This window comes from Streptomyces sp. NPDC048258 (genome assembly GCF_043201995.1).
Taxonomy (GTDB): domain Bacteria; phylum Actinomycetota; class Actinomycetes; order Streptomycetales; family Streptomycetaceae; genus Streptomyces.
The window spans coordinates 392,099-412,865 of record NZ_JBICZH010000005.1 but is presented as its reverse complement, the minus strand read 5'-3'; the positions used below and the strand labels follow the sequence as shown (position 1 = coordinate 412,865).

Genomic DNA, 20,767 nt, shown 5'->3' with positions numbered 1-20,767 from the left:
CGAGCAGGATATGACGGCACCCTAGTGATCCCCTTAAGCCCCGGAAGAATGCGGCTCCCCCAAACGGGTGAGCAGCGGGGATGCCGCCCGGCGCCCCCCGCGGCGCCCTCGGACGGAACCCGCGCGCAGCGTGGCCGGAGGCGGACGGGCCCGGGCGCTGATAGGCTGGTACCCCGTGGACCGGTGGTCTGCCTGTGCGAATCAGGAGCCCCGAAACCGCAGCTTCGGCGCCCCCTGAGACCCTTCCGGATCGACGGTGGCCGGCGCCGGACGCACCTCACCTCGCGACCACGGGAGCCCCCTCTTGGCGATGCCGCCCAAATCCATGACGACCAAGCACATCTTCGTCACCGGGGGTGTCGCTTCGTCCCTCGGCAAGGGCCTGACGGCCTCCAGCCTGGGTGCGCTGCTGAAGGCGCGCGGCCTGCGGGTCACGATGCAGAAGCTCGACCCGTACCTGAACGTCGACCCCGGCACGATGAACCCGTTCCAGCACGGCGAGGTGTTCGTCACCAACGACGGCGCCGAGACCGACCTGGACATCGGCCACTACGAGCGCTTCCTCGACGTCGACCTCGACGGCTCGGCCAACGTCACCACCGGCCAGGTCTACTCGCAGGTCATCGCCAAGGAGCGGCGCGGCGAGTACCTCGGTGACACCGTGCAGGTCATCCCGCACATCACCAACGAGATCAAGCACCGCATCCGGCGGATGGCGACCGAGGACGTCGACGTCGTCATCACCGAGGTCGGCGGCACGGTCGGCGACATCGAGTCCCTGCCGTTCCTGGAGACCGTCCGCCAGGTCCGCCACGAGGTCGGCCGCGACAACGTCTTCGTCGTGCACATCTCGCTGCTGCCCTACATCGGCCCCTCCGGCGAGCTGAAGACCAAGCCGACCCAGCACTCGGTCGCGGCACTGCGCAACATCGGCATCCAGCCCGACGCGATCGTGCTGCGCGCCGACCGCGAGGTCCCGACCTCGATCAAGCGCAAGATCTCGCTGATGTGCGACGTCGACGAGGCGGCCGTGGTCGCGGCGATCGACGCCAAGTCGATCTACGACATCCCCAAGGTGCTGCACACCGAGGGCCTGGACGCCTATGTCGTGCGCAAGCTCGACCTGCCGTTCCGCGACGTGGACTGGACGGTGTGGGAGGACCTGCTCGACCGGGTCCACAACCCCGACCACGAGGTCAAGGTCGCGCTCGTCGGCAAGTACATCGACCTGCCCGACGCCTACCTGTCGGTGACCGAGGCGCTGCGCGCCGGCGGGTTCGCCAACAAGGCCCGGGTCCAGATCAAGTGGGTCACCTCCGACGACTGCCGGACCCCGGCCGGCGCCGAGGCGCAGCTGGCCGACGTGGACGCGATCTGCGTGCCCGGCGGCTTCGGCGACCGCGGCGTCAACGGCAAGGTCGGCGCGATCACCTACGCCCGCGAGAACAAGATCCCGCTGCTCGGTCTCTGCCTGGGCCTGCAGTGCGTGGTCATCGAGGCCGCGCGCAACCTGGCGGGCATCGAGGACGCGAACTCCACCGAGTTCGACGCCTCCACCCCCCACCCGGTCATCTCGACCATGGAGGAGCAGCTGGCCTTCGTCGAGGGCGCGGGCGACCTGGGCGGCACCATGCGCCTGGGCATGTACCCGGCGAAGCTCGCCGAGGGCTCCATCGTGCGCGAGGTCTACGGAGACCAGGCGTACGTGGACGAGCGCCACCGGCACCGCTACGAGGTCAACAACGCCTACCGCGGCGAGCTGGAGAAGAAGGCGGGCATCGTCTTCTCCGGCACCTCCCCGGACAACAAGCTGGTCGAGTACGTCGAGTACCCGCGCGAGGTGCACCCCTACCTGGTGGCCACCCAGGCCCACCCGGAGCTGCGCTCGCGCCCGACGCGCCCGCACCCGCTGTTCGCGGGCCTGGTCAAGGCGGCCGTGGAGCGGCAGCAGTCCGCGAAGTGAGCGCCTGACCGCATAACGTAGACAGCCGGGGCACGGATCGTGCCCCGGCTGTCGCGTTCTCGGGAAGGTACTGGCCATGGCCATGGGCAACGACATCGTGGACACACCGGAGTCGTGGGAGGTCATCGCCTCGCGGACCCCGTTCCAGGGCGCGAAGACCGCGGTCAAATCCGACCAGGTGCGGATGCCGGACCGGTCGGTGGTGCGCCGCGACTACCAGGCGCACCCGGGGTCGGTGTGCGTGCTCGCCCTCGACGAGGAGCAGCGGGTGCTGGTGATCAAGCAGTTCCGTCACCCGGTGCGGCACCGGTTGTGGGAGCTGCCGGCGGGGCTGCTGGACGTGCCGGGCGAGAACCCGCTGCACGCCGCCGAGCGGGAGCTGTACGAGGAGGCGCACGTCAAGGCGGAGGACTGGCGGGTCCTCGTCGACTTCTTCGCCTCGCCCGGGGGGTCCGACGAGGCGATCCGGGTCTTCCTCGCGCGGGACCTCTCGGAGGCCGAGGGCGCGCGGTACGAGGTCTCCGAGGAGGAGGCGGACATGGAGCTCGCGCGGGTCCCCCTGGCGGACCTGGTCGCCGGGGTCCTGGCGGGGCGGCTCGCCAACCCAGGCCTGGTGTCCGGGGTGCTGGCCCTTTCCGCCGCCCTTGCCTCCGGCGGGGTGGAGTCGCTGCGCCCCGCCCTGGCCCCGTGGCCGGCCCGCCCGTACGAGGCGTAGCCGCCGTCCGCCCCGCCAACCCAGCCCCGCCGGCGTTTGAGGCGCGGGCGCGGAGCGCCGTCGGGGTGACGGGGTCTGGGGCGGAGTCCCGGGGAACGGTGGAAGGGCGGGTAGGGGACGGCTCCGCGCAGCGGCAGGCCCGCAGGCAGCGGCCAGACCCCTGTCACGGCCGGCTCCGGGCCCGCCCGGCAGGGCCTGGTCGCGCGCGGCGCGTGAAAAAGAGGACCATCGGCTGATCCGATTGGGGGATTTGTCCGCCGCGCTCCACCCTGGTCGTCGCTCTGCGTGAACTACGCTCGCAATCCGAAGGCAGGGAGAGGAGCGGATCCGTGACGGATTTCGTCGGGCGGCGGCGTGAGCTCAAGGAGCTGCGCGAGGACATCGCACGGACCGGGCTCGACACCCTCTCGGGCCGCAAGGCCAAGGCACCCCGCGCCCGCGTGCTGCTGGTCGCCGGGCGGCCGGGGTCCGGGCGGACCGCCCTCGCCGAGGCGTTCGTGAGCGAGGTCGCCGATCAGTACCCCGACGGGGTGCTCCGGACCAGCCTCACCGCGCCCGGCGGGGAGACCGTGGCCACCGAGCGGGCCGTCAGGAGCCTGCTGGAGGGGCTGGGGGAGCCCACCCCGCCCGGGGCCGGCGAGGACGAGCTCAGCTCAGCCCTGCGCGCCGCGCTCGACGGACGCCGGGTGGTCATCCTCGTCGACGACGCCGCCGACCCGCACCAGGTCGACGCCCTGCTGCCGGACACCCCCGAGTGCCTCGTCGTGGTCACCGCGGAGGGGCCCCTCACCGGGATCCCGGACGTCCGCCCGTGCACCCTCGGCGGACTGGACACCCCCTCCGCCGTGGAGATGCTTGCCCAGCGCATCGGCGACACCCGCGTCACCGCCGACCCGCGCGCCGCCGAGGCCCTCGCCGAGGAGTGCGGCGGCCAGCCCGCCGCGCTGGCCCTGGTCGGCGGCTGGCTCGCCGCCCACCCCAAGGCCTCCGTCGCCGACGTGGCCAAGCAGCTCCACGACATGCCCGTCGGCACGGGCGGCCCGCTCGTCCGGGGCTTCCGCCTCGTCTACGAGTCGCTGCCGCAGCCCGCCCAGCGGACCCTGCGGCTGCTGCCGCTGGCCCCCGCCGGCATCGTCGACTCGCACACCGCCTCCGCCCTCGCCGGCTGCTCCGTGGCCGCGGCCCAGTCCACGCTCGACGACTTCGCCGGGCTGGGCCTGCTGCGCCACGCCCCCGACGGCCTGTTCCTGCTGCCCGGCTGCCTCACGCCCCAGCTCCAGGCCCTGCTGGAGACCAAGGAACGCCCCGCCGAGGTCCAGCTCGCGCGGGCCCGGATGCTGGAGCGCACCGTACGGCTGCTGCACTCCTGCCGGGCCATGGCCGAGGGCGAGGACGATGGTGTGGACGTACGGGAGAAGCTGGAGGGGCTGCCGCGCGCCCTGCGCTTCCCCGACCGGCGGGCCGCCGCCACCTGGCTGGACACCCGGCTGCCCGCGCTCTCGGCGGCGGCCTCCCTGGCCGTGGCCGACGGTGAGCTGGACACCCTGGCCCGCCGGCTGATCGCCGCCCTCGTACGGGCCCTCGCGGAGCACCGCGGCACCGCCGAGGCCGCCCCCGAGCTGTACGGACTGCACCGGCTGGTCCTGGACGTGGCCGAGCGCCGCGGCCTGCACCGGGAGCAGGCCGCCGCACTGCTGAACCTGGCCGACCTGGACGCCGAGACCGGCCGGACCCAGGAGGCCCTCGACCGCTACCGGGCCGCGCTGCGGGCCGGACGGGCCGCGAATGACCCGTACGCGACAGGCCGCGCGATGGAATCCGTAGGCGGCGCGTACCAGGAGCTGGCGGACTGGCACCGGGCCGCCGACTGGTTCGGCCGGGCGCTGGCCCAGGCCCTCGCGCGGGGGGAGCGCCCGGACGAGGCCCGGCTGTACGGGCGGCTCGGAAACGTGCACACGTACGCGGGCCGGTACGGGGACGCGCTGCGCAGTTGGCGGGCCGCCGCCGCGGGCTACCGGCGACTGGCCGATGTGCCGGGTCAGGCAAAGGCGTTGAGCGAGATGGCACGGGTCCAGGAGTACGCCGGCCGCCCCGAGGAATCACTGCACACCTGCCGGGAGGCGGTGGAGCTGGCGCGCCGTGCCGGGGACCAGCGGCTGCAGGCCGCGCTGCAGGTCCGGCTGGCCGACACGCTCGACAGGCTGGGGGACCCCGCGGCCGCCCGGCTGCACCGCTCCGCAGCCGACAGACTGCTGGGAGACGACCCCGCAGCCTGCGAAATCCGTAGTGATTCCGACTAAGATTATTTGTTTGCAAGGCTAGACACGAGTTCATCCTTCATTAAACTGGCTTCACCACGTCATCTCGTGGTGCATCCCGTTGCGCGTTCTTGTGGGCGGGTATGTATGGAAGTGCCCCGTTAAATCCCCCTGAGTCAAGGACCGTGATCGACGATGAAGGTCGGCATCCCCCGCGAGGTCAAGAACAACGAGTTCCGGGTCGCCATCACGCCCGCCGGCGTGCATGAGCTGGTCCGCAACGGCCACCAGGTCTTCATCGAGCAGAACGCCGGTGTCGGCTCCTCGATCACGGACGCCGAGTACGTCGCCGCCGGAGCCGAGATCCTCGGCACCGCCGACGAGGTCTGGGCGACCGCCGACCTGCTGCTGAAGGTCAAGGAGCCCATCGCGGAGGAGTACCACCGCCTCCGCAAGGACCAGACCCTCTTCACCTACCTGCACCTGGCGGCCTCCCGCGAGTGCACGGACGCCCTGCTGGAGTCCGGCACCACCGCCATCGCGTACGAGACGGTCGAGCTCGCCAACCGCGCGCTGCCGCTGCTCGCCCCGATGTCCGAGGTCGCGGGCCGCCTGGCCCCGCAGGTCGGCGCCTACCACCTGATGCGCTCGGCCGGCGGCCGCGGCGTGCTCCCGGGCGGCGTTCCCGGCACCCACGCCGGTGAGTGCGTGGTCATCGGCGGCGGCGTCTCCGGCTGGAACGCCGCGCAGATCGCCATCGGCATGGGCTTCCACGTGACCCTGCTGGACCGCGACATCAACAAGCTCCGCGAGGCCGACAAGATCTTCGGCACGAAGATCAAGACGATCGTCTCCAACGCCTACGAGCTGGAGAAGGCCGTCATCGAGGCCGACCTCGTCATCGGCGCGGTGCTGATCCCGGGTGCGAAGGCCCCGAAGCTGGTCACCAACGAGCTCGTCGCCAAGATGAAGCCCGGAAGTGTCCTTGTCGACATTGCGATCGACCAGGGCGGCTGCTTCGAGGACTCCCGTCCGACCACCCACGCCGAGCCGACCTTCAAGGTCCACAACTCGGTCTTCTACTGCGTCGCCAACATGCCGGGCGCGGTGCCGAACACCTCCACCTACGCGCTGACGAACGCCACGCTGCCCTACATCGTGCAGCTCGCGAACCTCGGCTGGGTCGAGGCGCTGCGTCGTGACCCCGCGCTCGCGCTGGGCCTCAACACCCATGACGGCCAGGTCGTTTACGGTCCGGTCGCCGAGGCCCACGGCCTGCAGACCCTTGAGCTGAGCACGCTGCTCGGCTGAAACGTCAACGACTGACGTCAATCTCACGTATCCGGCCGGACCTTGCCCGCAAGGTCCGGCCGGACGCGTTCGCGGGGGTCGTGGCGGAGCCGCTCAACTCGCCTCGAACGTAACCCTTTAACCCTTTCGCACACCCGCGAAACTTCGCGGCGACGGGTCGTGCGCCCTTGACAGAGCGGTGTTCGGTTGCCGACACATCGTGCCGGGTCCGGCGGATTGTGTTGCCGCTGAGTGGTGACACGCCATAGAGTCGCCAACCGTCGGCATGGTGCCACGCTGACCTATCGATAAGTGTCCTGGTCACGTCCGAGGAGGTAAGACGACTTGTGAATGAGTCGACATTTGCTCCTGGGGGTGGTCGAGCAGGGACGCCGGAGCGGGGCCAGAGCCCCGCCGGGCTCGAGGCTGTCGGCTCCGTCGCAGTCCGCACCTTCGCAAACCACCAGCACATGACGACGCCCCGAAAGAGCATGGACGGCCTAGACGTGAACTCCAGGGCCGGCGACCTGAGCGGCGAAAAGCCCACTGGTTTCGCCGACTACGACAATGTGCCCGAAGGGCACTTCTACGACCCCGACGCGGAGTACGAACCGGACCCCGAGTACGCGGCCACCCTCGCCCCCGACGCTGCCCGTCAGCGTCGTGAGCGGATCGGCCCGACCGGACGCCCGCTCCCGTACTTCCCCATCCCGGGTCCGCTGACCGACCACGGTCCCGCGAAGATCATCGCGATGTGCAACCAGAAGGGCGGCGTGGGCAAGACCACCTCGACCATCAACCTGGGTGCCGCTCTCGCCGAGTACGGGCGCCGCGTGCTGCTCGTCGACTTCGACCCGCAGGGCGCGCTGTCCGTGGGTCTCGGCGTGAACCCGATGGAACTCGACCTGACGGTCTACAACCTGCTCATGGAGCGGGGCATGTCGGCCGACGAGGTGCTGCTCAAGACCGCGGTCCCCAACATGGACCTGCTGCCGAGCAACATCGACCTGTCCGCTGCCGAAGTGCAGTTGGTCAGCGAGGTCGCGCGCGAGTCCACCCTGCAGCGGGCCCTGAAGCCCCTGATGGCCGACTACGACTACATCGTGATCGACTGTCAGCCCTCGCTCGGTCTGCTGACCGTGAACGCCCTGACGGCGGCTCACAAGGTCATCGTCCCGCTGGAGTGCGAGTTCTTCGCGCTGCGCGGCGTGGCGCTGCTGACCGAGACCATCGAGAAGGTGCAGGAGCGGCTCAACCCCGAGCTGGAGCTCGACGGCATCCTCGCCACGATGTACGACTCCCGTACGGTGCACAGCCGTGAGGTGCTGGCGCGCGTCGTCGAGGCCTTCGACGACCACGTCTACCACACGGTCATCGGCCGCACGGTGCGCTTCCCGGAGACCACGGTCGCCGGTGAGCCGATCACGACGTACGCCTCCAACTCCGTCGGCGCCGCCGCCTATCGCCAGCTGGCCAGGGAGGTGCTCGCCCGGTGTCACGCCGAGTGAGTCTGCCCGGAGCCGACGAACTGTTCCGTACGACCGGTGGGATGGCCCTGCAGTCCTCCTCGCCGAGGCGGGGCGCCGAGGAGGCGCCCGCCGAGCACTCGGCCGGCCCGGCCGAGGGCACGGCGGGAGAGGGCCGCAGCCGGGAGGCCGAGGCCGGCCCGGAGCCCGTGGTGGGCGCACCCCGGCGGCCGCAGGAAGGTTCTGTCAGCTCCGGCGGCGCTGTCAACGGAGCCGCCCAGCCGGACCGGCGGGGCAAGGGGCAGGGCCGGGGCGCCAACCGGCGCCCCAGCGGGCGCGAGCGGCACGACGAGAAGATCACGGTCTACGTCTCCGCCGAGGAGCTCATGGACCTGGAGCACGCGCGGCTGGTGCTTCGCGGGGAGCACGGCCTGGCGGTCGACCGCGGCCGCATCGTCCGCGAGGCGGTGGCGGTCGTCCTCGCCGACCTGGAGTCCCGCGGGGACGCGAGCATCCTGGTCCGCCGCCTCCGCGGCCGCTGACCGGCCTGCGGCCCGCTCGGCCGGACAGGACCTAGGCTGCTCGTGGCCGCGGGTCGCTCCGCCGGCCCGTACGCCGCCCCTTCCGCACCACCTGGACCGCGATGCCCCTCCCAGCCGAACCCGGCCGACCGACCCGGCGACTCCTGGGCCGCGGGCCCGGTGCGCCGGAGGACGCCCCTGAGCCGCCCGCTGCGCGACGAGGACGGCCCGACGGCGGGCCGGAGCCCCGGGAAGGCCGCGGGCCCGCTGACGGGGCCCTTGAGGCCCGCGACGGGCTCCCCGCCCCGGCCGATGCCGGTGACGCCGCCGCGCCCCACGCGGGCCCGGCCGGAATCGACGAAGCGCCGGACACCGCCGCCGACGCCACGCAGGGCGGGGCCCCGGCGTTCCCTGCGGTCCGTACGGAGCTCGACGGCGAGGCACCCGCACCGGCGGCGGGCGGCGACCTGGTCGAGGTCCCTCACACCGTGAGCCCCGCCGGAGGCGATACGGCGGCCGAAGGCGCGGCCGGGATCCCCGGCACCGCGACCCCCGCCGGAGGCGGCGCGGAGGGCGGTGGCCCGGCCGAGGCTTCGCACGCCGCAGGCCCCGCCGGAGGCGACGGGCGGTTCACCTTGCGGCTCGCCAACTTCGAGGGGCCCTTCGATCTGCTGCTCCAGCTGATCTCGCGGCACAAGCTCGACGTCACCGAGGTGGCGCTGTCGAAGGTCACCGACGAGTTCATGGCCCACATCCGGGCCATGGGGCCCGACTGGGACCTCGACCAGACCACCGAGTTCCTCGTCGTCGCCGCCACCCTGCTCGACCTGAAGGCGGCCCGGCTGCTGCCGGCCGCCGAGGTCGAGGACGAGGCCGACCTCGCCCTGCTGGAGGCCCGCGACCTGCTCTTCGCGCGGCTGCTCCAGTACCGGGCGTACAAGCAGATCGCCGAGATCTTCGAGCGGCGGGCGGAGGCCGAGGGCAAGCGGTACCCGCGCACCGTGGGGCTGGAGCCGCACCACGCCGACCTGCTGCCCGAGGTCGTCATCAGCATCGGCCCGGAGGGCTTCGCCCGCCTCGCCGTCAAAGCCATGCAGCCCAAGGCCAAGCCCCAGGTCTACGTGGACCACATCCACGCGCCGCTCGTCAGCGTGCGCGAGCAGGCCGGGCTCGTCGTACGGATGCTGAAGGCCCGCGGCGAGGTCACCTTCCAGGAGCTCACCGAGGACGCCGGGGACACCCTCACCGTCGTCGCGCGCTTCCTGGCGCTCCTGGAGCTCTACCGCGAGAAGGCGGTGGTCCTGGACCAGGCGGAGGCCCTGCAGACCCTGACCGTGCGCTGGAGCGGCGGGGACGGCGACGGCATGCCGACCGTGACCGACGAGTTCGACCAGATCGTGGAGGCGAAGGATTGAGCAGCGACACGAGCCCGGCGAGCGCGGTGGCCGCGCTGGAGCTGAAGCCCGCCCTGGAGGCCGTCCTCATGGTCGTGGACGAGCCCGCGACCGAGGCGCACCTCGCCAAGGTGCTGGAACGCACTCCGCGCGAGGTGGCGGACGCGCTGCGCGAGCTCGCCGACGAGTACACCCTCCAGGGCCGCGGCTTCGAGCTGCGCCCGGTCGCCGGCGGCTGGCGGTTCTACACCCGGGCGGAGTACGCCCCGGCCGTCGAGGGCTTCGTACTGGACGGTCAGCAGGCCCGTCTCACCCAGGCGGCGCTGGAGACCCTGGCGGTCGTCGCGTACCGCCAGCCGGTGAGCCGCTCGCGGGTCTCGGCGGTCCGCGGAGTCAACTGCGACGGGGTCATGCGGACCCTCCTCCAGCGGGGTCTGGTGGAGGAGGCGGGGACGGAACCCGAAACAGGTGCGATCCTGTACAGGACGACGAACCACTTTTTGGAGCGGATGGGCCTACGAGGCCTGGACGAGCTCCCGGAGCTCGCGCCCTTCCTCCCCGAGGCGGACGCGATCGAAGCCGAGACGCAAGAAGGTGTGCCGTCGTTCGATCCGGACGCACCGGACACCGATGAAGACGACGACAAGACGACGGACATTTGATGCGAAGCAACGGCAACGGCGGCGGCAACAGGAACAGCGGCGGCGGGGGTGGTGGCGCACGCGGTAACTCCCGCGGCGGCAGCTCCTCCGGCGGCGGCGGCGGTTACCGCGGCGGCAGCTCCAGCGGCGGTGGTGGCTCCCGCGGTGGCAGCTCCTCCGGCGGCGGTGGCTACCGTGGCGGCAGCTCCTCCGGTGGGAGCGGATCCGGTGGCGGTGGCTACCGCGGTGGTTCTTCCTCCGGCGGCGGTGGCTACCGCGGTGGCTCTTCCTCCGGCGGCGGCTACCAGGGCGGTGGCTCCGACTCGCGTGACCGCGACCAGCCGGCGCCCCGCATCCGCAACCCGCGCCCCGAGGAGCGCCGCTACGACGTGGGCCCCGAGGGCGAGCGCAGCGGCCGCAGTGGCGCGAAGGCGGGCGGCGGCGGTGCCCGCGGCGCGGCCGACGGCGGCCGCGGAGGCTCCGGTGCCCGTGGCGCGGCAGCGCGCGGCGGCGCCAAGGGCGGCCCCAAGACCTCCAAGACCCCCGGCATCGGCGGGGCCGGCGGCCCGCGCCGCGGCCCGGGCAGCCGTAGCGGCCAGTCCCGCCCGCGCGAGCTGGACGCGCGGATCGAGGAGCGCGTGCGCGACCGGTACGCGGACAAGCCGGTCATCAAGACCCCCAAGACCTTCCCGGGTGCCGAGGAGGAGGGTGAGCGTCTGCAGAAGGTGCTCGCCCGCGCCGGCATGGGTTCGCGCCGAGCCTGCGAGGAGCTGATCGAGCAGGCCCGTGTCGAGGTCAACGGCGAGATCGTGCTGGAGCAGGGCAAGCGCGTCCTGCCGAAGGACGAGATCAAGGTGGACGGCCTGACCGTCGCCACCCAGTCGTACCTCTTCTTCGCGCTGAACAAGCCCGCCGGCGTCGTCTCCACCATGGAGGACCCCGACGGCCGCCAGTGCCTGGGCGACTACGTCACCAACCGTGAGACGCGTCTCTTCCACGTCGGCCGGCTCGACACCGAGACCGAGGGCATCATCCTGCTCACCAACCACGGTGAGCTGGCCCACCGCCTCACGCACCCGAAGTACGGCGTGAAGAAGACCTACGTCGCCGCGATCACCGGCCCGCTGCCGCGCGAGATCGGCAAGCGCCTCAAGGACGGCATCGAGCTGGAGGACGGGTACGCCCGCGCCGACCACTTCCGCGTCGTCGACCAGGTCGGCAAGAACTACCTGGTCGAGGTCACCCTCCACGAGGGCCGCAAGCACATCGTCCGCCGCATGATGGCGGAGGCCGGCTTCCCGGTCGAGAAGCTCGTCCGGACCTCCTTCGGTCCGATCGAGCTGGGCGACCAGAAGTCCGGCTGGCTGCGCCGCCTGACCAACACCGAGGTCGGCATGCTGATGCGCGAGGTCGGTCTGTAAGGACCGCCCGATCCCGGGTCGAAAAGCCCGCAGTGCCCCCAGGCACTGCGGGCTTTTCGCTTGCCCGGCACCCCCTCCCCTGTTTATAGTCAACCTGACTATTAAAGGGGGGTCGTCATGAGCATGAGCTGGACCGAGGTACTCGGATTCGCCACTGGTGCCCTGTGCGTCTGGCTCGTGGCCCGGCAGCACATCGCCAACTGGCCGATCGGCATCGCCAACAACATCTTCTTCATCGTGCTCTTCGCCCGGGCCGGCCTCTACGCCGACGCCGGGCTGCAGATCGTCTTCATCGCCCTCGCCGCGTACGGCTGGTGGTCCTGGACCCACGGGGGTGGACCAGGAACCGCCGAGGCCCTGCCGGTGCGCCGCACCACGCGCACCGAATGGGCCTGGCTGGCCGCGGCGGGGGCGGTGGGGGTGCTCGGCCTGACCCTGCTGCTGGGAGAGGTCACCGACTCCACCGTCCCGTTCTGGGACGCCCTCACGACCGGGCTCTCGCTCGCGGCCACCTACGGCCAGTGCCGCAAGCTCGTCGAGTCCTGGTGGCTGTGGATCGCCGCCGACCTCGTCTACATCCCGCTCTACGCCTACAAGGAGCTCTACCTCACCTCCGTCCTCTACGTCGGCTTCCTCGGGCTGTGCGTCGTCGGCCTGCTCGGCTGGCGGCGGACGCTCGTGGCCCCGGGCGCCGGTACGGCCCTGGAGGCGCGGGCATGAGGCGCTACGGGCACGGCCTGGTCCTCGGCAAGTTCTATCCGCCGCACGCCGGCCACCACCACCTGGTGCGCACCGCGCAGGACCAGTGCGAACGGCTGACCGTGCTGGTCTGCGCGGCCTCCGTGGAGTCCGTCCCGCTCGCCGACCGGGTCGCCTGGATGCGCGAGGAGCACCCGGGCGCGGAGGTCGTCGGCGCGGTCGACGACGTCCCGGTCGACCTGCACGACCCGGCCGTCTGGGAGGCGCACATGGCGATCTTCCGGGCCGCCGTGGCCGGGCCGGTGGACGCCGTCTTCACCTCGGAGGAGTACGGGACCGAGCTCGCACGGCGGTTCGGCGCCGAGGAGGTCCGCGTGGACCCGGCGCGGACGCTGTTCCCGGTCTCCGGTACGGCGGTACGGGCGGACCCGGTCGGCTGCTGGGACTTCCTGGGGCCGGCCGTACGGGCCTCCCTGACCCGGCGGGTCGTCGTACTCGGCGCCGAGTCCACCGGGACGACGACGCTGTCGCGGGCGCTGGCCGCGCACTACCGGCGACGCGGCGGGGTGTGGACCGCGACGGGCTGGGTCGCCGAGTACGGGCGCCGGTACAGCGAGGAGAAGCTGGCGGCGGCCCGCGCGGCCGACCCGACGGCCACCTGGGCGGACATCTCCTTCACCTCGGAGGAGTTCCCGGTCATCGCGCGGCGCCAGGACGCGGACGAGGAGCGGGCGGCCCGGCTGGGCTCCCCGGTGCTGTTCTGCGACACCGATTCCTTCGCCACCGGCATCTGGCACGAGCGCTACACGGGCGGCCGCAGCGAGGAGGTCGAGAAGACCGCCTCCCTCACCCGGCGGGACCTCTACCTGCTGACGGACCACGCCGACGTGCCCTTCGAGGACGACGGACTGCGGGACGGACCCCACCTGCGGCCCTGGATGACCGGGCGGTTCCGGGAGGAACTGGAGCACACCGGCAGGCGTTTCCTCCTCGTACGGGGCGACCGCGAGGAGCGGCTGGCGGCGGCCGTGGCGGCGGTCGACGAACTGCTCGCCGAGGGCTGGTACTTCGCCGATCCGCTGCCGGAGACCCGATGAGCGGGGCGCTGCCCGCGGGCTACGACCGGCACGCCTTCGAACCGTTCGCGGTGACCGTCGACCTCGCGGTGTTCACCGTACGGGGCGGCCGGCTGCACGTGATGCTGATCCGGCGGGGGCAGGAGCCGTACGCGGGGGACTGGGCGCTGCCCGGCGGCTTCGTCCTGCCCCGGGAATCCGCGGAGACCGCCGCCCGCCGCGAACTGGCCGAGGAGACCGGCCTGTCGGCGGCCCTGGTGGCCGGACTGCACCTGGAGCAGCTGCGCACGTACAGCGAGCCGGACCGCGATCCCCGGATGCGGGTGGTCTCGGTGGCCTTCACGGCGCTGGTCCCGGACATGCCGGAGCCGGCGGCGGAGGGCGGCGGCGACGCGGCCCACGCCCGCTGGGTGCCGGTGGGGGAGGCCGCCGGCCTGGCCTTCGACCACGCGGTGATCCTTGCGGACGCGCGGGAGCGGGTCGGCTCGAAGCTGGAGTACACCTGCCTGGCCACCGCCTTCTGCCCGCCCGAGTTCACCCTCGGGGAGCTCCAAGCCGTCTACGAGACCGTCTGGGACACCGCCCTGGACCGCCCCAACTTCCGCCGCAAGGTCCTGGCCACACCCGGCTTCGTCGAGGCCGTACCGGGCGCCGCCCGGCTGACCGGCGGGCGCGGCAAGCCGGCCGCACTGTACCGGCCCGGACCGGCGACCTCCCTGCACCCGCCCCTGCTCCGCCCCTCGGAAGGACAGCCACGATGATGCTGACGACGACAACGAGCACGAAGCGCGCGGCGACGGGCGCCCTGATCGGCCTGGCGCTGGGCGACGCCCTCGGCTTCCCGACGGAGTTCAACGACGTGCCGTCGATCCTCGCCAAGACGGGCCCGTGGCGCGAGATGGGGCTGCCCCGCCCGGCGATCGTCACGGACGACACCCAGATGACCCTCGCCCTCGCGCGCGGTATCCGTACGGCAATGGACCGGGGCCCGATCGGCCCGCTGCGCCTCGCCCGGCCGGTCCGGGAGGAGTACGTCGACTGGTACCACTCCCCGGAGAACAACCGGGCGCCGGGCAACACCTGTCTGACCGCCTGCGAGCTGCTGGACCACCCCGAGCGGGACTGGCGCGACGCCAGCCAGACCGGCTCCAAGGGCTGCGGCGCGAACATGCGGGTGGTCCCGGTGGGGCTGGTCCCCGGCTGGACCGAGGAGGAGCGGGCCGGCGCCGCCCAGCTCCAGTCGGCCCTCACCCACGGCCACCCGACGGCCCTGGCCGCCTCCGACCTGACGGCCCGGGCGGTGTACCTGCTGGCGGCGGGCACCGAGGTGACGGGCCTGGTCGGGCGGCTGCGCTCGTACGCCCTGGAGAACCGCACCCGCTACCACGAGCGCTGGCTCGGCGACCTCTGGATGCGGACGGCCTCCGACGCCACCGCGGAGTCCTTCATCGCGCGGGGCTGGGACGACTGCCTGGCGGCCCTGGACCGGCTGGCGGCCGCCCTGCGGACCCCGTCCCCGGAGACGGATCCCTGCCTGACCACGGGCGACGGCTGGATCGCGGAGGAGGCCCTCGCCACGGCCCTGCAGTGCTTCCTGCTCTTCCCGGAGGAACCCCTCCTGGCCCTGCGCCGCGCGGCCTGCACGAAGGGCGACTCCGACTCGATCGCCTGCCTCGCGGGCGCCTTCGCGGGCGCCCACCTCGGCGCGGACGTCTGGCCCCGCGACTGGGAGGGCCGCATCGAGTACCGAGCCGAACTCCTGGCCTTCGGCACCCTCTGGGATGCTTGATCCATGTTGGACGCACTGAGTCTCGACCTGACCCCCGTCGTGGCGGAACAGCCCGACCCGCTGCTCTTCGCCACGGTGTCGGGTGCCCACCTGTACGGATTCCCGTCCCGGGACTCGGACATCGATCTGCGCGGCGCCCACCTGCTCCCGGCGCAGGCCCTCCTGGGCCTGCGCGAGCCGGAGGAGACCCGCACCCGCATGTGGGACCGGGACGAGGTGGAGATGGACCTCGTCACGCACGACCTGCGCAAGTTCGTCCGCCTGATGCTCAACCGCAACGGCTACGTCCTGGAGCAGCTGCTGTCGCCGCTGGTGGTCCACACGACGCCCGCGCACGCGGAACTGATCACCCTGGCCCCGGGCGTCCTGACCTCCCACCACGCCCACCACTACCGGGGCTTCTCCAACACCCAGTGGCGGCTCTTCGAGAAGGACGGCGAACTCAAGCCGCTGCTCTACGCCTTCCGGGCCCTGCTGACCGGCATCCATCTGATGCGGTCGGCCGAGGTACAGGCGCATCTGCCGACACTGCTGGCCGAGGTGCCGGAGGCGCCCGGCCGTCTCGGCGAGCTGATCGAGGCCAAGGTGGCCGCCGAGCACGGGGCGTACGAGGGACCGGCCGTCGACCGGGTACGGGAGGAGTTCGAGGCGCTGCACGGGGTGCTGGACGCGGCGCAGGAGGCCTCCGCGCTGCCGGAGTACGCGTCGGCGTACGACGTGCTCGACGAGTTCGTCGTACGGCGGCGGTCGGACAGGACCTAACCGACCGCGGCGCGGCGGGTGCGGACCAGGAAGTCCTCGACGCGGGCGTGGTCGGGGTCCGCGGGGAGGGGGGTGGCGGTGAGGGCCGAGTCGGTCTCCGCCACGAGGCGGGACATCCAGGCGTCGACCTCGTCCCAGGCGAGTTCGCCGCGCCGGACCGCGAGGAGGCGGTCGCGGTACGGGCCCGCCTCGATGGTCAGGCGGCCCGTGCGCAGGAGGTCGCGGCAGGACAGGAGCAGGCGCAGCAGGTGCATGGCGTGCTTCCAGCGCGGGGCGCCGTGGTTGCGGACGTCCGCGAGGAGTTTGCCGCGCTGGGAGGCCGCGTACCGGCTGAAGCTGGTGTGGGCCCGGCGGGAGAGGAACGCCCCGCGGAGGGAGAGCAGCTCCTCGCCGACCGGGGTCAGCCGTTCCACCAGGGGGGAGTGCAGGCACTCCAGGATGTTCGGGTTGGCGCGCAGGGCGAGTTCGCAGAAGCGTTCCAGCTCCCAGGAGAACTCCTCGTCCCGAGGGCCCTCCACATGCGTGGGGGGCTTCCCGAACCGCCAGAAGAGCGGCGTCGGGGCGAGGTAGACACCGCGCCGGTCGGTGTCGCTCGCCTCCGTCGCCAGCCCGAACGCCCGGGAGCCCATCACGCACTGGTAGACCGTGTGGTCCCGTACCAGCGTCAGTTCGTCCATCCGTGGAGCCTAGGCTCCTGGCCTGCCGCTATGCGAGCGAGATACTGCCGTCCGCCGCGACCGCGATCTTCTTCTCCGGGAGCGGGCGGGTGGCCGGTCCCTTGGTCACGGCGCCGTCCGCGACCGCGAACCTGCTGCCGTGGCAGGGGCAGTCGATGGTGCCGTCCGCCACCTTGTTCACCAGGCAGCCCTGATGGGTGCAGACCGCGCTGAAGCAGCGGTAGGACCCGGCGGTGGGCTGGGTGACGACCAGCTTCTCCTCCTTCAGCACGGTGCCGCCGCCGACCGGCACGTCCGCCGTCTTGGCGATGGCCTTCCCGGCTCCCGCGGGCTGGGACGCGGTCGGCTGGGCCGGCGGCGCGGACACGGTGGGCGCGGCTCCCGACTCGTTCGCGGGCTTCTTCTCGCCGTCACCGCCGCAGGCGGTGAGCGCGCCCCCTGCCAGGGCGGCCGCGCCGGCCGTGAGTACCGTGCGCCGGGCCGTGTTCGTGGGGTCGCTCATGCGTGTTTCTCCTCAGCTGGGTGGCCGGGTACCGAGCAGCATCCTGGCCTGCGGCGGGCCCCAGGAGAAGCCTGCCGCGCCGTTTCAGTGGCCCGGCTGCCATGGGGCCAGTGAGGCTGGACTGCCGGGTGTGCGTACGACCTTCCACACGCGGATCACGGCGTCCCGGTTCAACGGGCCGTGGACGTGCGGGTACAGGCCGCCGGATTCACCCTCGCGGCGGACCTCGGCGGTCAGCGCGTCCTCGTCGAGTTCCACCGCGAGCAGGGTCCCCGCCACCCCGCGGTAGTGCGTGTCGGCGATCGCGAGCGCCGTGGGGCGGTCCGCCGAACAGTGCACGAAACCCTCCGAGTCGAGCGAGGGCGGGGCGTACGGCAGCTCGGGCGCGGCGGTCCAGTCTGCGAGCGGGACGAGGTGGAAGATCATGCCGATCGTTCTACCGCAGCGGCCGGGGGCGGCGCGTGCGCGGGGTGGCAGCGGTGTTCGCCATGAGTGACATTGTCCGTGTCTCGAAGCCGGGTGCGCCGCTGCCCGCGCGACCCGGTCCCTCTTCGAAAGGCACGACCATGGCGGGTAACGACCTCGGTCCGGCCTCGTCGATCAGGCGCAGTCCTGGGTCGGCACCGGTGAGAACAAGCCCGTCACCGGTGCGCAGATCGCCGAGGCGCTGCCCGACGAGACGCTGCGGAAGGTCGCGGCAGGGGCGGGGGTCAGCCCCGAGCAGGCCGCCGACCACATCGCGCAGGTGCTGCCGCAGGCCGTCGACAAGCTGACCCCCGACGGAGAGGTGCCGGCCGGCTCCCTGGAGGACATCATCAAGCAGCAGAACCTCTGAGCCCCGAGCGCTCCGGGGCCCGGCGGCCCGTCCCACCGGACGGGCCGCCGGGCCTTCGCGCTGTCGCGGCTGGCTACTCTGGCCGGGCAGACCCGTGACCGTGCCGTACGCAACCCTGGAGTCCCCGTGAGAACCGCCGTCGTCATCGGAACCGGACTGATCGGCACCTCCGCGGCGCTCGCCCTGACCGCCCGCGGTATCACCGTGCACCTCGTCGACCACGACCCGGCCCAGGCCCATACGGCGGCCGCCCTCGGCGCCGGTACGGACGAGCCCCAGGAGGGCATGGTCGACCTCGCGATCGTCGCCGTACCCCCGGCCCACGTGGCCGCGACGCTGGCCGACGCGATCGGCCGCGGGGTGGCGCGGGCGTACGTGGACGTGGCCAGCGTCAAGGGCGGACCGCGGCGGGAGCTGGCGGCGCTCGGGGTGGACGTCACCGCGTACATCGGTACGCACCCGATGGCGGGCAAGGAGCGGTCCGGGCCGCTGGCCGCCACCGCGGACCTCTTCGAGGGCCGCCCGTGGGTGCTGACCCCCACCCGGGACACGGACCACGAGGTGCTGAACCTCGCCCTGGAACTGGTGTCGCTGTGCCGGGCCGTGCCCGTGGTGATGGACGCGGACGCGCACGACCGGGCCGTGGCGCTCGTCTCGCACACCCCGCAGCTCGTGTCGAGCATGGTGGCCGCGCGGCTGGAGGATGCCGACGAGACGGCGGTCCGGCTGTGCGGGCAGGGCATCCGCGACGTCACCCGCATCGCCGCCTCCGATCCTCGGATGTGGGTGGAGATCCTCTCGGCGAACCCGGGCCCGGTGGCCGACGTCCTGGCCGGGATCGCTGCCGACCTGGAGGAGACCGTGGACGCGCTGCGCGGGCTCCAGTCGGCCGACGTGGAGAAGCGGCGCGGGGGTGCGGCGGGCATCGAGGACGTGCTGCGGCGCGGGAACGCGGGCCGGGTCCGGGTGCCGGGCAAGCACGGCGCGGCGCCGACCGTCTACGAGACGGTGGCGGTGCTCATCAGTGACCAGCCGGGCGAGCTGGCGCGGATCTTCGCCGATGCGGGGCGGGCCGGGGTCAACATCGAGGACGTGCGGATCGAGCACGCGACGGGGCAGCAGGCCGGTCTGGTCCAGCTGATGGTGGAGCCGCGGGCGGCGGCCGGCCTGACGGCCGAGCTGCGCGAGCGGGGCTGGGCGCTGCGGCAGCAGTAGCCGCGGCGGCCCGGCGGGGCCGGGTTGAGCCTTGCCGGACTGGTTGAGCCCGGCGGGGCCGGTACGGCTTGAAAACGCGGGTCGGGATCGGGGGGTTCCCGGGGCCGGTAACCTTGGGGAGGGGCGCTTTGGCGCGCCCGGACACGTACGCGCAACCAGGAAGGTGCCCGCACCGTGGAAACCGCAGCTCCGGCAGCCGTGATCGTCGCCATCGACGGTCCCTCCGGCACGGGCAAGTCCAGCACCTCCAAGGCCGTGGCCGCCAAGCTCGGGCTGCGCTACCTGGACACCGGTGCGCAGTACCGGGCCATCACCTGGTGGATGATCACCAACGGCGTCGACACCGACGACCCGCAGGCCATCGCCGTCGCCGCCGGCAAGCCCGCCATCGTGTCGGGTACGGATCCGGCCGCGCCCACGATCAGCGTCGACGGGCTGGACGCCGCCGGCCCGATCCGGACCCAGGAGGTCACCTCCAAGGTCAGCGCCGTCAGTGCCGTCCCCGAGGTGCGCACCCTGATCACCGAGCTCCAGCGCTCCATCGCCGCCCGGGCGGCCGAGGAGGCCGAGGGCATCGTCGTCGAGGGCCGGGACATCGGCACCACCGTCCTGCCCGACGCCGACGTCAAGATCTTCCTGACCGCCTCCCCCGAGGCGCGCGCCGCCCGGCGCAGCGGTGAGCTCCGCGGCAAGGAGGCCGCCGACCTCGCGGCCACCCAGGCGGCGCTCATCAAGCGCGACGCGGCCGACTCCGGCCGCAAGACCTCCCCGCTGGCCAAGGCCGGCGACGCCGTCGAGGTGGACACCACCGAGCTCACGCTCGACCAGGTCATCGAGTGCGTCGTGACCCTGGTGGAAGAGAAGCGGGCGGGCCGCAAGTGAGCGAATCGCCCTCCCTCAAGGGTGCGGCGGTCGGCAGGCGCATCGGCATCGGGCTCATGTACGGGCTGTGGAAGCCCCGCGTGCTCGGCGCCTGGAAGGTGCCCGTCTCCGGCCCTGTCATCCTTGCCGTGAACCACTCGCACAACATCGACGGCCCGATGGTGATGGGCACGGCCCCGCGGCCCCTGCACTTCCTGATCAAGAAGGAAGCGTACGTCGGCCCGCTCGGCCCCTTCCTCGAAGGGATCGGGCAGGTCAAGGTCGACCGCGGCGGAGCCGACCGGACGGCGATAGGCCGCGCCCTCGGCGTGCTCGACAATGGAGGGGCCCTGGGGATCTTTCCCGAGGGAACCCGGGGCGAGGGCGACTTCGCCTCGCTGCGCGCGGGCCTCGCGTACTTCGCGGTCCGCAGCGGCGCGCCCATCGTGCCGGTGGCCGTGCTGGGCAGCGGCGACACCCCGGGGCGGCTCGTCAAGGGGCTGCCCGCCCTGAAGAGCCGGGTCGACGTCGTGTTCGGGTCGGCCTTCGACGCCGGGGACGGCACTGGCCGACGTACCCGTACCGCGCTGGACGAGGCCACCGTACGCATCCAGGACCGGCTGACCGCCCACCTGGCCGACGCCAAGCGCCTGACCGGGCGCTGAGCGAGACTTGACCTAGT

General features: G+C 72.6%; 20 protein-coding genes and 1 pseudogene. 18 read left to right on the top strand and 3 right to left on the bottom strand.

Going from position 1 to position 20,767, the window contains the following annotated elements; genetic code table 11:
• Positions 1–310: 310 nt before the first annotated feature.
• From ACGFYQ_RS15620 to ACGFYQ_RS15555, 14 genes are all read left to right on the top strand, one after another.
• Complete coding sequence (locus ACGFYQ_RS15620) at positions 311–1,963, top strand: CTP synthase (RefSeq protein ID WP_393743992.1); 1,653 nt, start codon at positions 311–313, stop codon at positions 1,961–1,963.
• Between the two features lie 82 nt (positions 1,964–2,045).
• On the top strand, positions 2,046–2,678 hold the full coding sequence (locus ACGFYQ_RS15615) for an NUDIX domain-containing protein (protein WP_393744067.1): 633 nt from the start codon (positions 2,046–2,048) through the stop codon (positions 2,676–2,678).
• Between the two features lie 329 nt (positions 2,679–3,007).
• A complete protein-coding gene (locus tag ACGFYQ_RS15610) occupies positions 3,008–4,978 on the top strand; it encodes a tetratricopeptide repeat protein (protein ID WP_393743990.1) in 1,971 nt (656 codons plus the stop codon).
• Positions 4,979–5,131: 153 nt separating this feature from the next.
• Positions 5,132–6,247 (top strand): alanine dehydrogenase, encoded by a 1,116-nt coding sequence (gene ald, locus ACGFYQ_RS15605; RefSeq protein ID WP_393743988.1) that lies wholly within the window; start codon positions 5,132–5,134, stop codon positions 6,245–6,247.
• A 326-nt stretch (positions 6,248–6,573) separates the two neighbouring features.
• Complete coding sequence (locus tag ACGFYQ_RS15600) at positions 6,574–7,734, top strand: ParA family protein (protein WP_393743986.1); 1,161 nt, start codon at positions 6,574–6,576, stop codon at positions 7,732–7,734.
• Positions 7,719–8,234: a hypothetical protein gene (locus ACGFYQ_RS15595; RefSeq protein WP_393743984.1), complete on the top strand. Its 516-nt coding sequence runs from the start codon at positions 7,719–7,721 to the stop codon at positions 8,232–8,234. Before ACGFYQ_RS15600 ends, ACGFYQ_RS15595 begins: the two co-directional genes overlap by 16 nt.
• Before the next feature lie 101 nt (positions 8,235–8,335).
• Positions 8,336–9,628, top strand: a complete 1,293-nt coding sequence (locus ACGFYQ_RS15590) for a segregation and condensation protein A (RefSeq protein ID WP_393743982.1) — start codon at positions 8,336–8,338, stop codon at positions 9,626–9,628.
• Complete coding sequence (scpB, locus tag ACGFYQ_RS15585) at positions 9,625–10,269, top strand: SMC-Scp complex subunit ScpB (protein ID WP_393743980.1); 645 nt, start codon at positions 9,625–9,627, stop codon at positions 10,267–10,269. Before ACGFYQ_RS15590 ends, scpB begins: the two co-directional genes overlap by 4 nt.
• Entirely contained in the window at positions 10,269–11,669 is a 1,401-nt protein-coding gene (locus ACGFYQ_RS15580; protein ID WP_393743978.1) for a pseudouridine synthase, read from the top strand. Before scpB ends, ACGFYQ_RS15580 begins: the two co-directional genes overlap by 1 nt.
• Before the next feature lie 117 nt (positions 11,670–11,786).
• Positions 11,787–12,389 (top strand): nicotinamide riboside transporter PnuC, encoded by a 603-nt coding sequence (gene pnuC / locus ACGFYQ_RS15575; protein WP_393743976.1) that lies wholly within the window; start codon positions 11,787–11,789, stop codon positions 12,387–12,389.
• Positions 12,386–13,465 carry an AAA family ATPase gene (locus ACGFYQ_RS15570; RefSeq protein ID WP_393743974.1) on the top strand — a complete coding sequence of 360 codons (1,080 nt, stop codon included), beginning with the start codon at positions 12,386–12,388 and terminating at the stop codon, positions 13,463–13,465. The genes pnuC and ACGFYQ_RS15570 overlap by 4 nt, the downstream gene beginning before the upstream one ends.
• A complete protein-coding gene (locus ACGFYQ_RS15565; protein WP_393743972.1) occupies positions 13,462–14,205 on the top strand; it encodes an NUDIX domain-containing protein in 744 nt (247 codons plus the stop codon). The genes ACGFYQ_RS15570 and ACGFYQ_RS15565 overlap by 4 nt, the downstream gene beginning before the upstream one ends.
• Complete coding sequence (locus ACGFYQ_RS15560) at positions 14,202–15,233, top strand: ADP-ribosylglycohydrolase family protein (RefSeq protein WP_393743970.1); 1,032 nt, start codon at positions 14,202–14,204, stop codon at positions 15,231–15,233. Before ACGFYQ_RS15565 ends, ACGFYQ_RS15560 begins: the two co-directional genes overlap by 4 nt.
• Positions 15,234–15,236: 3 nt before the next feature.
• On the top strand, positions 15,237–15,995 hold the full coding sequence (locus ACGFYQ_RS15555) for a DNA polymerase beta superfamily protein (RefSeq protein WP_393743968.1): 759 nt from the start codon (positions 15,237–15,239) through the stop codon (positions 15,993–15,995).
• Here the strand turns inward: ACGFYQ_RS15555 and ACGFYQ_RS15550 are convergent.
• From ACGFYQ_RS15550 to ACGFYQ_RS15540, 3 genes are all read right to left on the bottom strand, one after another.
• Positions 15,992–16,672: a DNA polymerase beta superfamily protein gene (locus ACGFYQ_RS15550; protein ID WP_393743966.1), complete on the bottom strand. Its 681-nt coding sequence runs from the start codon at positions 16,670–16,672 to the stop codon at positions 15,992–15,994. The two genes, ACGFYQ_RS15555 and ACGFYQ_RS15550, sit on opposite strands and share 4 nt — an antisense overlap.
• 28 nt (positions 16,673–16,700) lie before the next feature.
• A complete protein-coding gene (locus ACGFYQ_RS15545; protein WP_393743964.1) occupies positions 16,701–17,174 on the bottom strand; it encodes a Rieske (2Fe-2S) protein in 474 nt (157 codons plus the stop codon).
• A gap of 84 nt (positions 17,175–17,258) precedes the next feature.
• Positions 17,259–17,600, bottom strand: coding sequence for a DUF952 domain-containing protein (locus ACGFYQ_RS15540; protein ID WP_393743962.1), 342 nt, complete (start codon positions 17,598–17,600; stop codon positions 17,259–17,261).
• Positions 17,601–17,772: 172 nt separating this feature from the next.
• Between ACGFYQ_RS15540 and ACGFYQ_RS15535 the strand changes: the two are divergent.
• From ACGFYQ_RS15535 to ACGFYQ_RS15520, 4 genes and pseudogenes are all read left to right on the top strand, one after another.
• A pseudogene (locus ACGFYQ_RS15535) lies at positions 17,773–18,009 on the top strand (YidB family protein); the annotation flags it as partial.
• Between the two features lie 126 nt (positions 18,010–18,135).
• A complete protein-coding gene (locus ACGFYQ_RS15530; protein WP_393743960.1) occupies positions 18,136–19,224 on the top strand; it encodes a prephenate dehydrogenase in 1,089 nt (362 codons plus the stop codon).
• A 174-nt stretch (positions 19,225–19,398) separates the two neighbouring features.
• Entirely contained in the window at positions 19,399–20,106 is a 708-nt protein-coding gene (gene cmk / locus ACGFYQ_RS15525) for a (d)CMP kinase (RefSeq protein WP_393743958.1), read from the top strand.
• On the top strand, positions 20,061–20,750 hold the full coding sequence (locus ACGFYQ_RS15520) for a lysophospholipid acyltransferase family protein (protein ID WP_393743956.1): 690 nt from the start codon (positions 20,061–20,063) through the stop codon (positions 20,748–20,750). Before cmk ends, ACGFYQ_RS15520 begins: the two co-directional genes overlap by 46 nt.
• Positions 20,751–20,767: the final 17 nt, after the last annotated feature.

Coding starts and splice junctions, on each gene's coding strand:
- ACGFYQ_RS15615 (WP_393744067.1), top strand. CDS start 2,046: ATGGGCAACGACATCGTGGACACACCGGAGTCGTGGGAGGTCATCGCC.
- pnuC (WP_393743976.1), top strand. CDS start 11,787: ATGAGCATGAGCTGGACCGAGGTACTCGGATTCGCCACTGGTGCCCTG.
- ACGFYQ_RS15580 (WP_393743978.1), top strand. CDS start 10,269: ATGCGAAGCAACGGCAACGGCGGCGGCAACAGGAACAGCGGCGGCGGG.
- ACGFYQ_RS15555 (WP_393743968.1), top strand. CDS start 15,237: ATGTTGGACGCACTGAGTCTCGACCTGACCCCCGTCGTGGCGGAACAG.
- ACGFYQ_RS15545 (WP_393743964.1), bottom strand. CDS start 17,174: ATGAGCGACCCCACGAACACGGCCCGGCGCACGGTACTCACGGCCGGC.
- ald (WP_393743988.1), top strand. CDS start 5,132: ATGAAGGTCGGCATCCCCCGCGAGGTCAAGAACAACGAGTTCCGGGTC.
- ACGFYQ_RS15565 (WP_393743972.1), top strand. CDS start 13,462: ATGAGCGGGGCGCTGCCCGCGGGCTACGACCGGCACGCCTTCGAACCG.
- ACGFYQ_RS15560 (WP_393743970.1), top strand. CDS start 14,202: ATGATGCTGACGACGACAACGAGCACGAAGCGCGCGGCGACGGGCGCC.
- ACGFYQ_RS15550 (WP_393743966.1), bottom strand. CDS start 16,672: ATGGACGAACTGACGCTGGTACGGGACCACACGGTCTACCAGTGCGTG.
- ACGFYQ_RS15620 (WP_393743992.1), top strand. CDS start 311: ATGCCGCCCAAATCCATGACGACCAAGCACATCTTCGTCACCGGGGGT.
- ACGFYQ_RS15570 (WP_393743974.1), top strand. CDS start 12,386: ATGAGGCGCTACGGGCACGGCCTGGTCCTCGGCAAGTTCTATCCGCCG.
- ACGFYQ_RS15590 (WP_393743982.1), top strand. CDS start 8,336: ATGCCCCTCCCAGCCGAACCCGGCCGACCGACCCGGCGACTCCTGGGC.
- ACGFYQ_RS15540 (WP_393743962.1), bottom strand. CDS start 17,600: ATGATCTTCCACCTCGTCCCGCTCGCAGACTGGACCGCCGCGCCCGAG.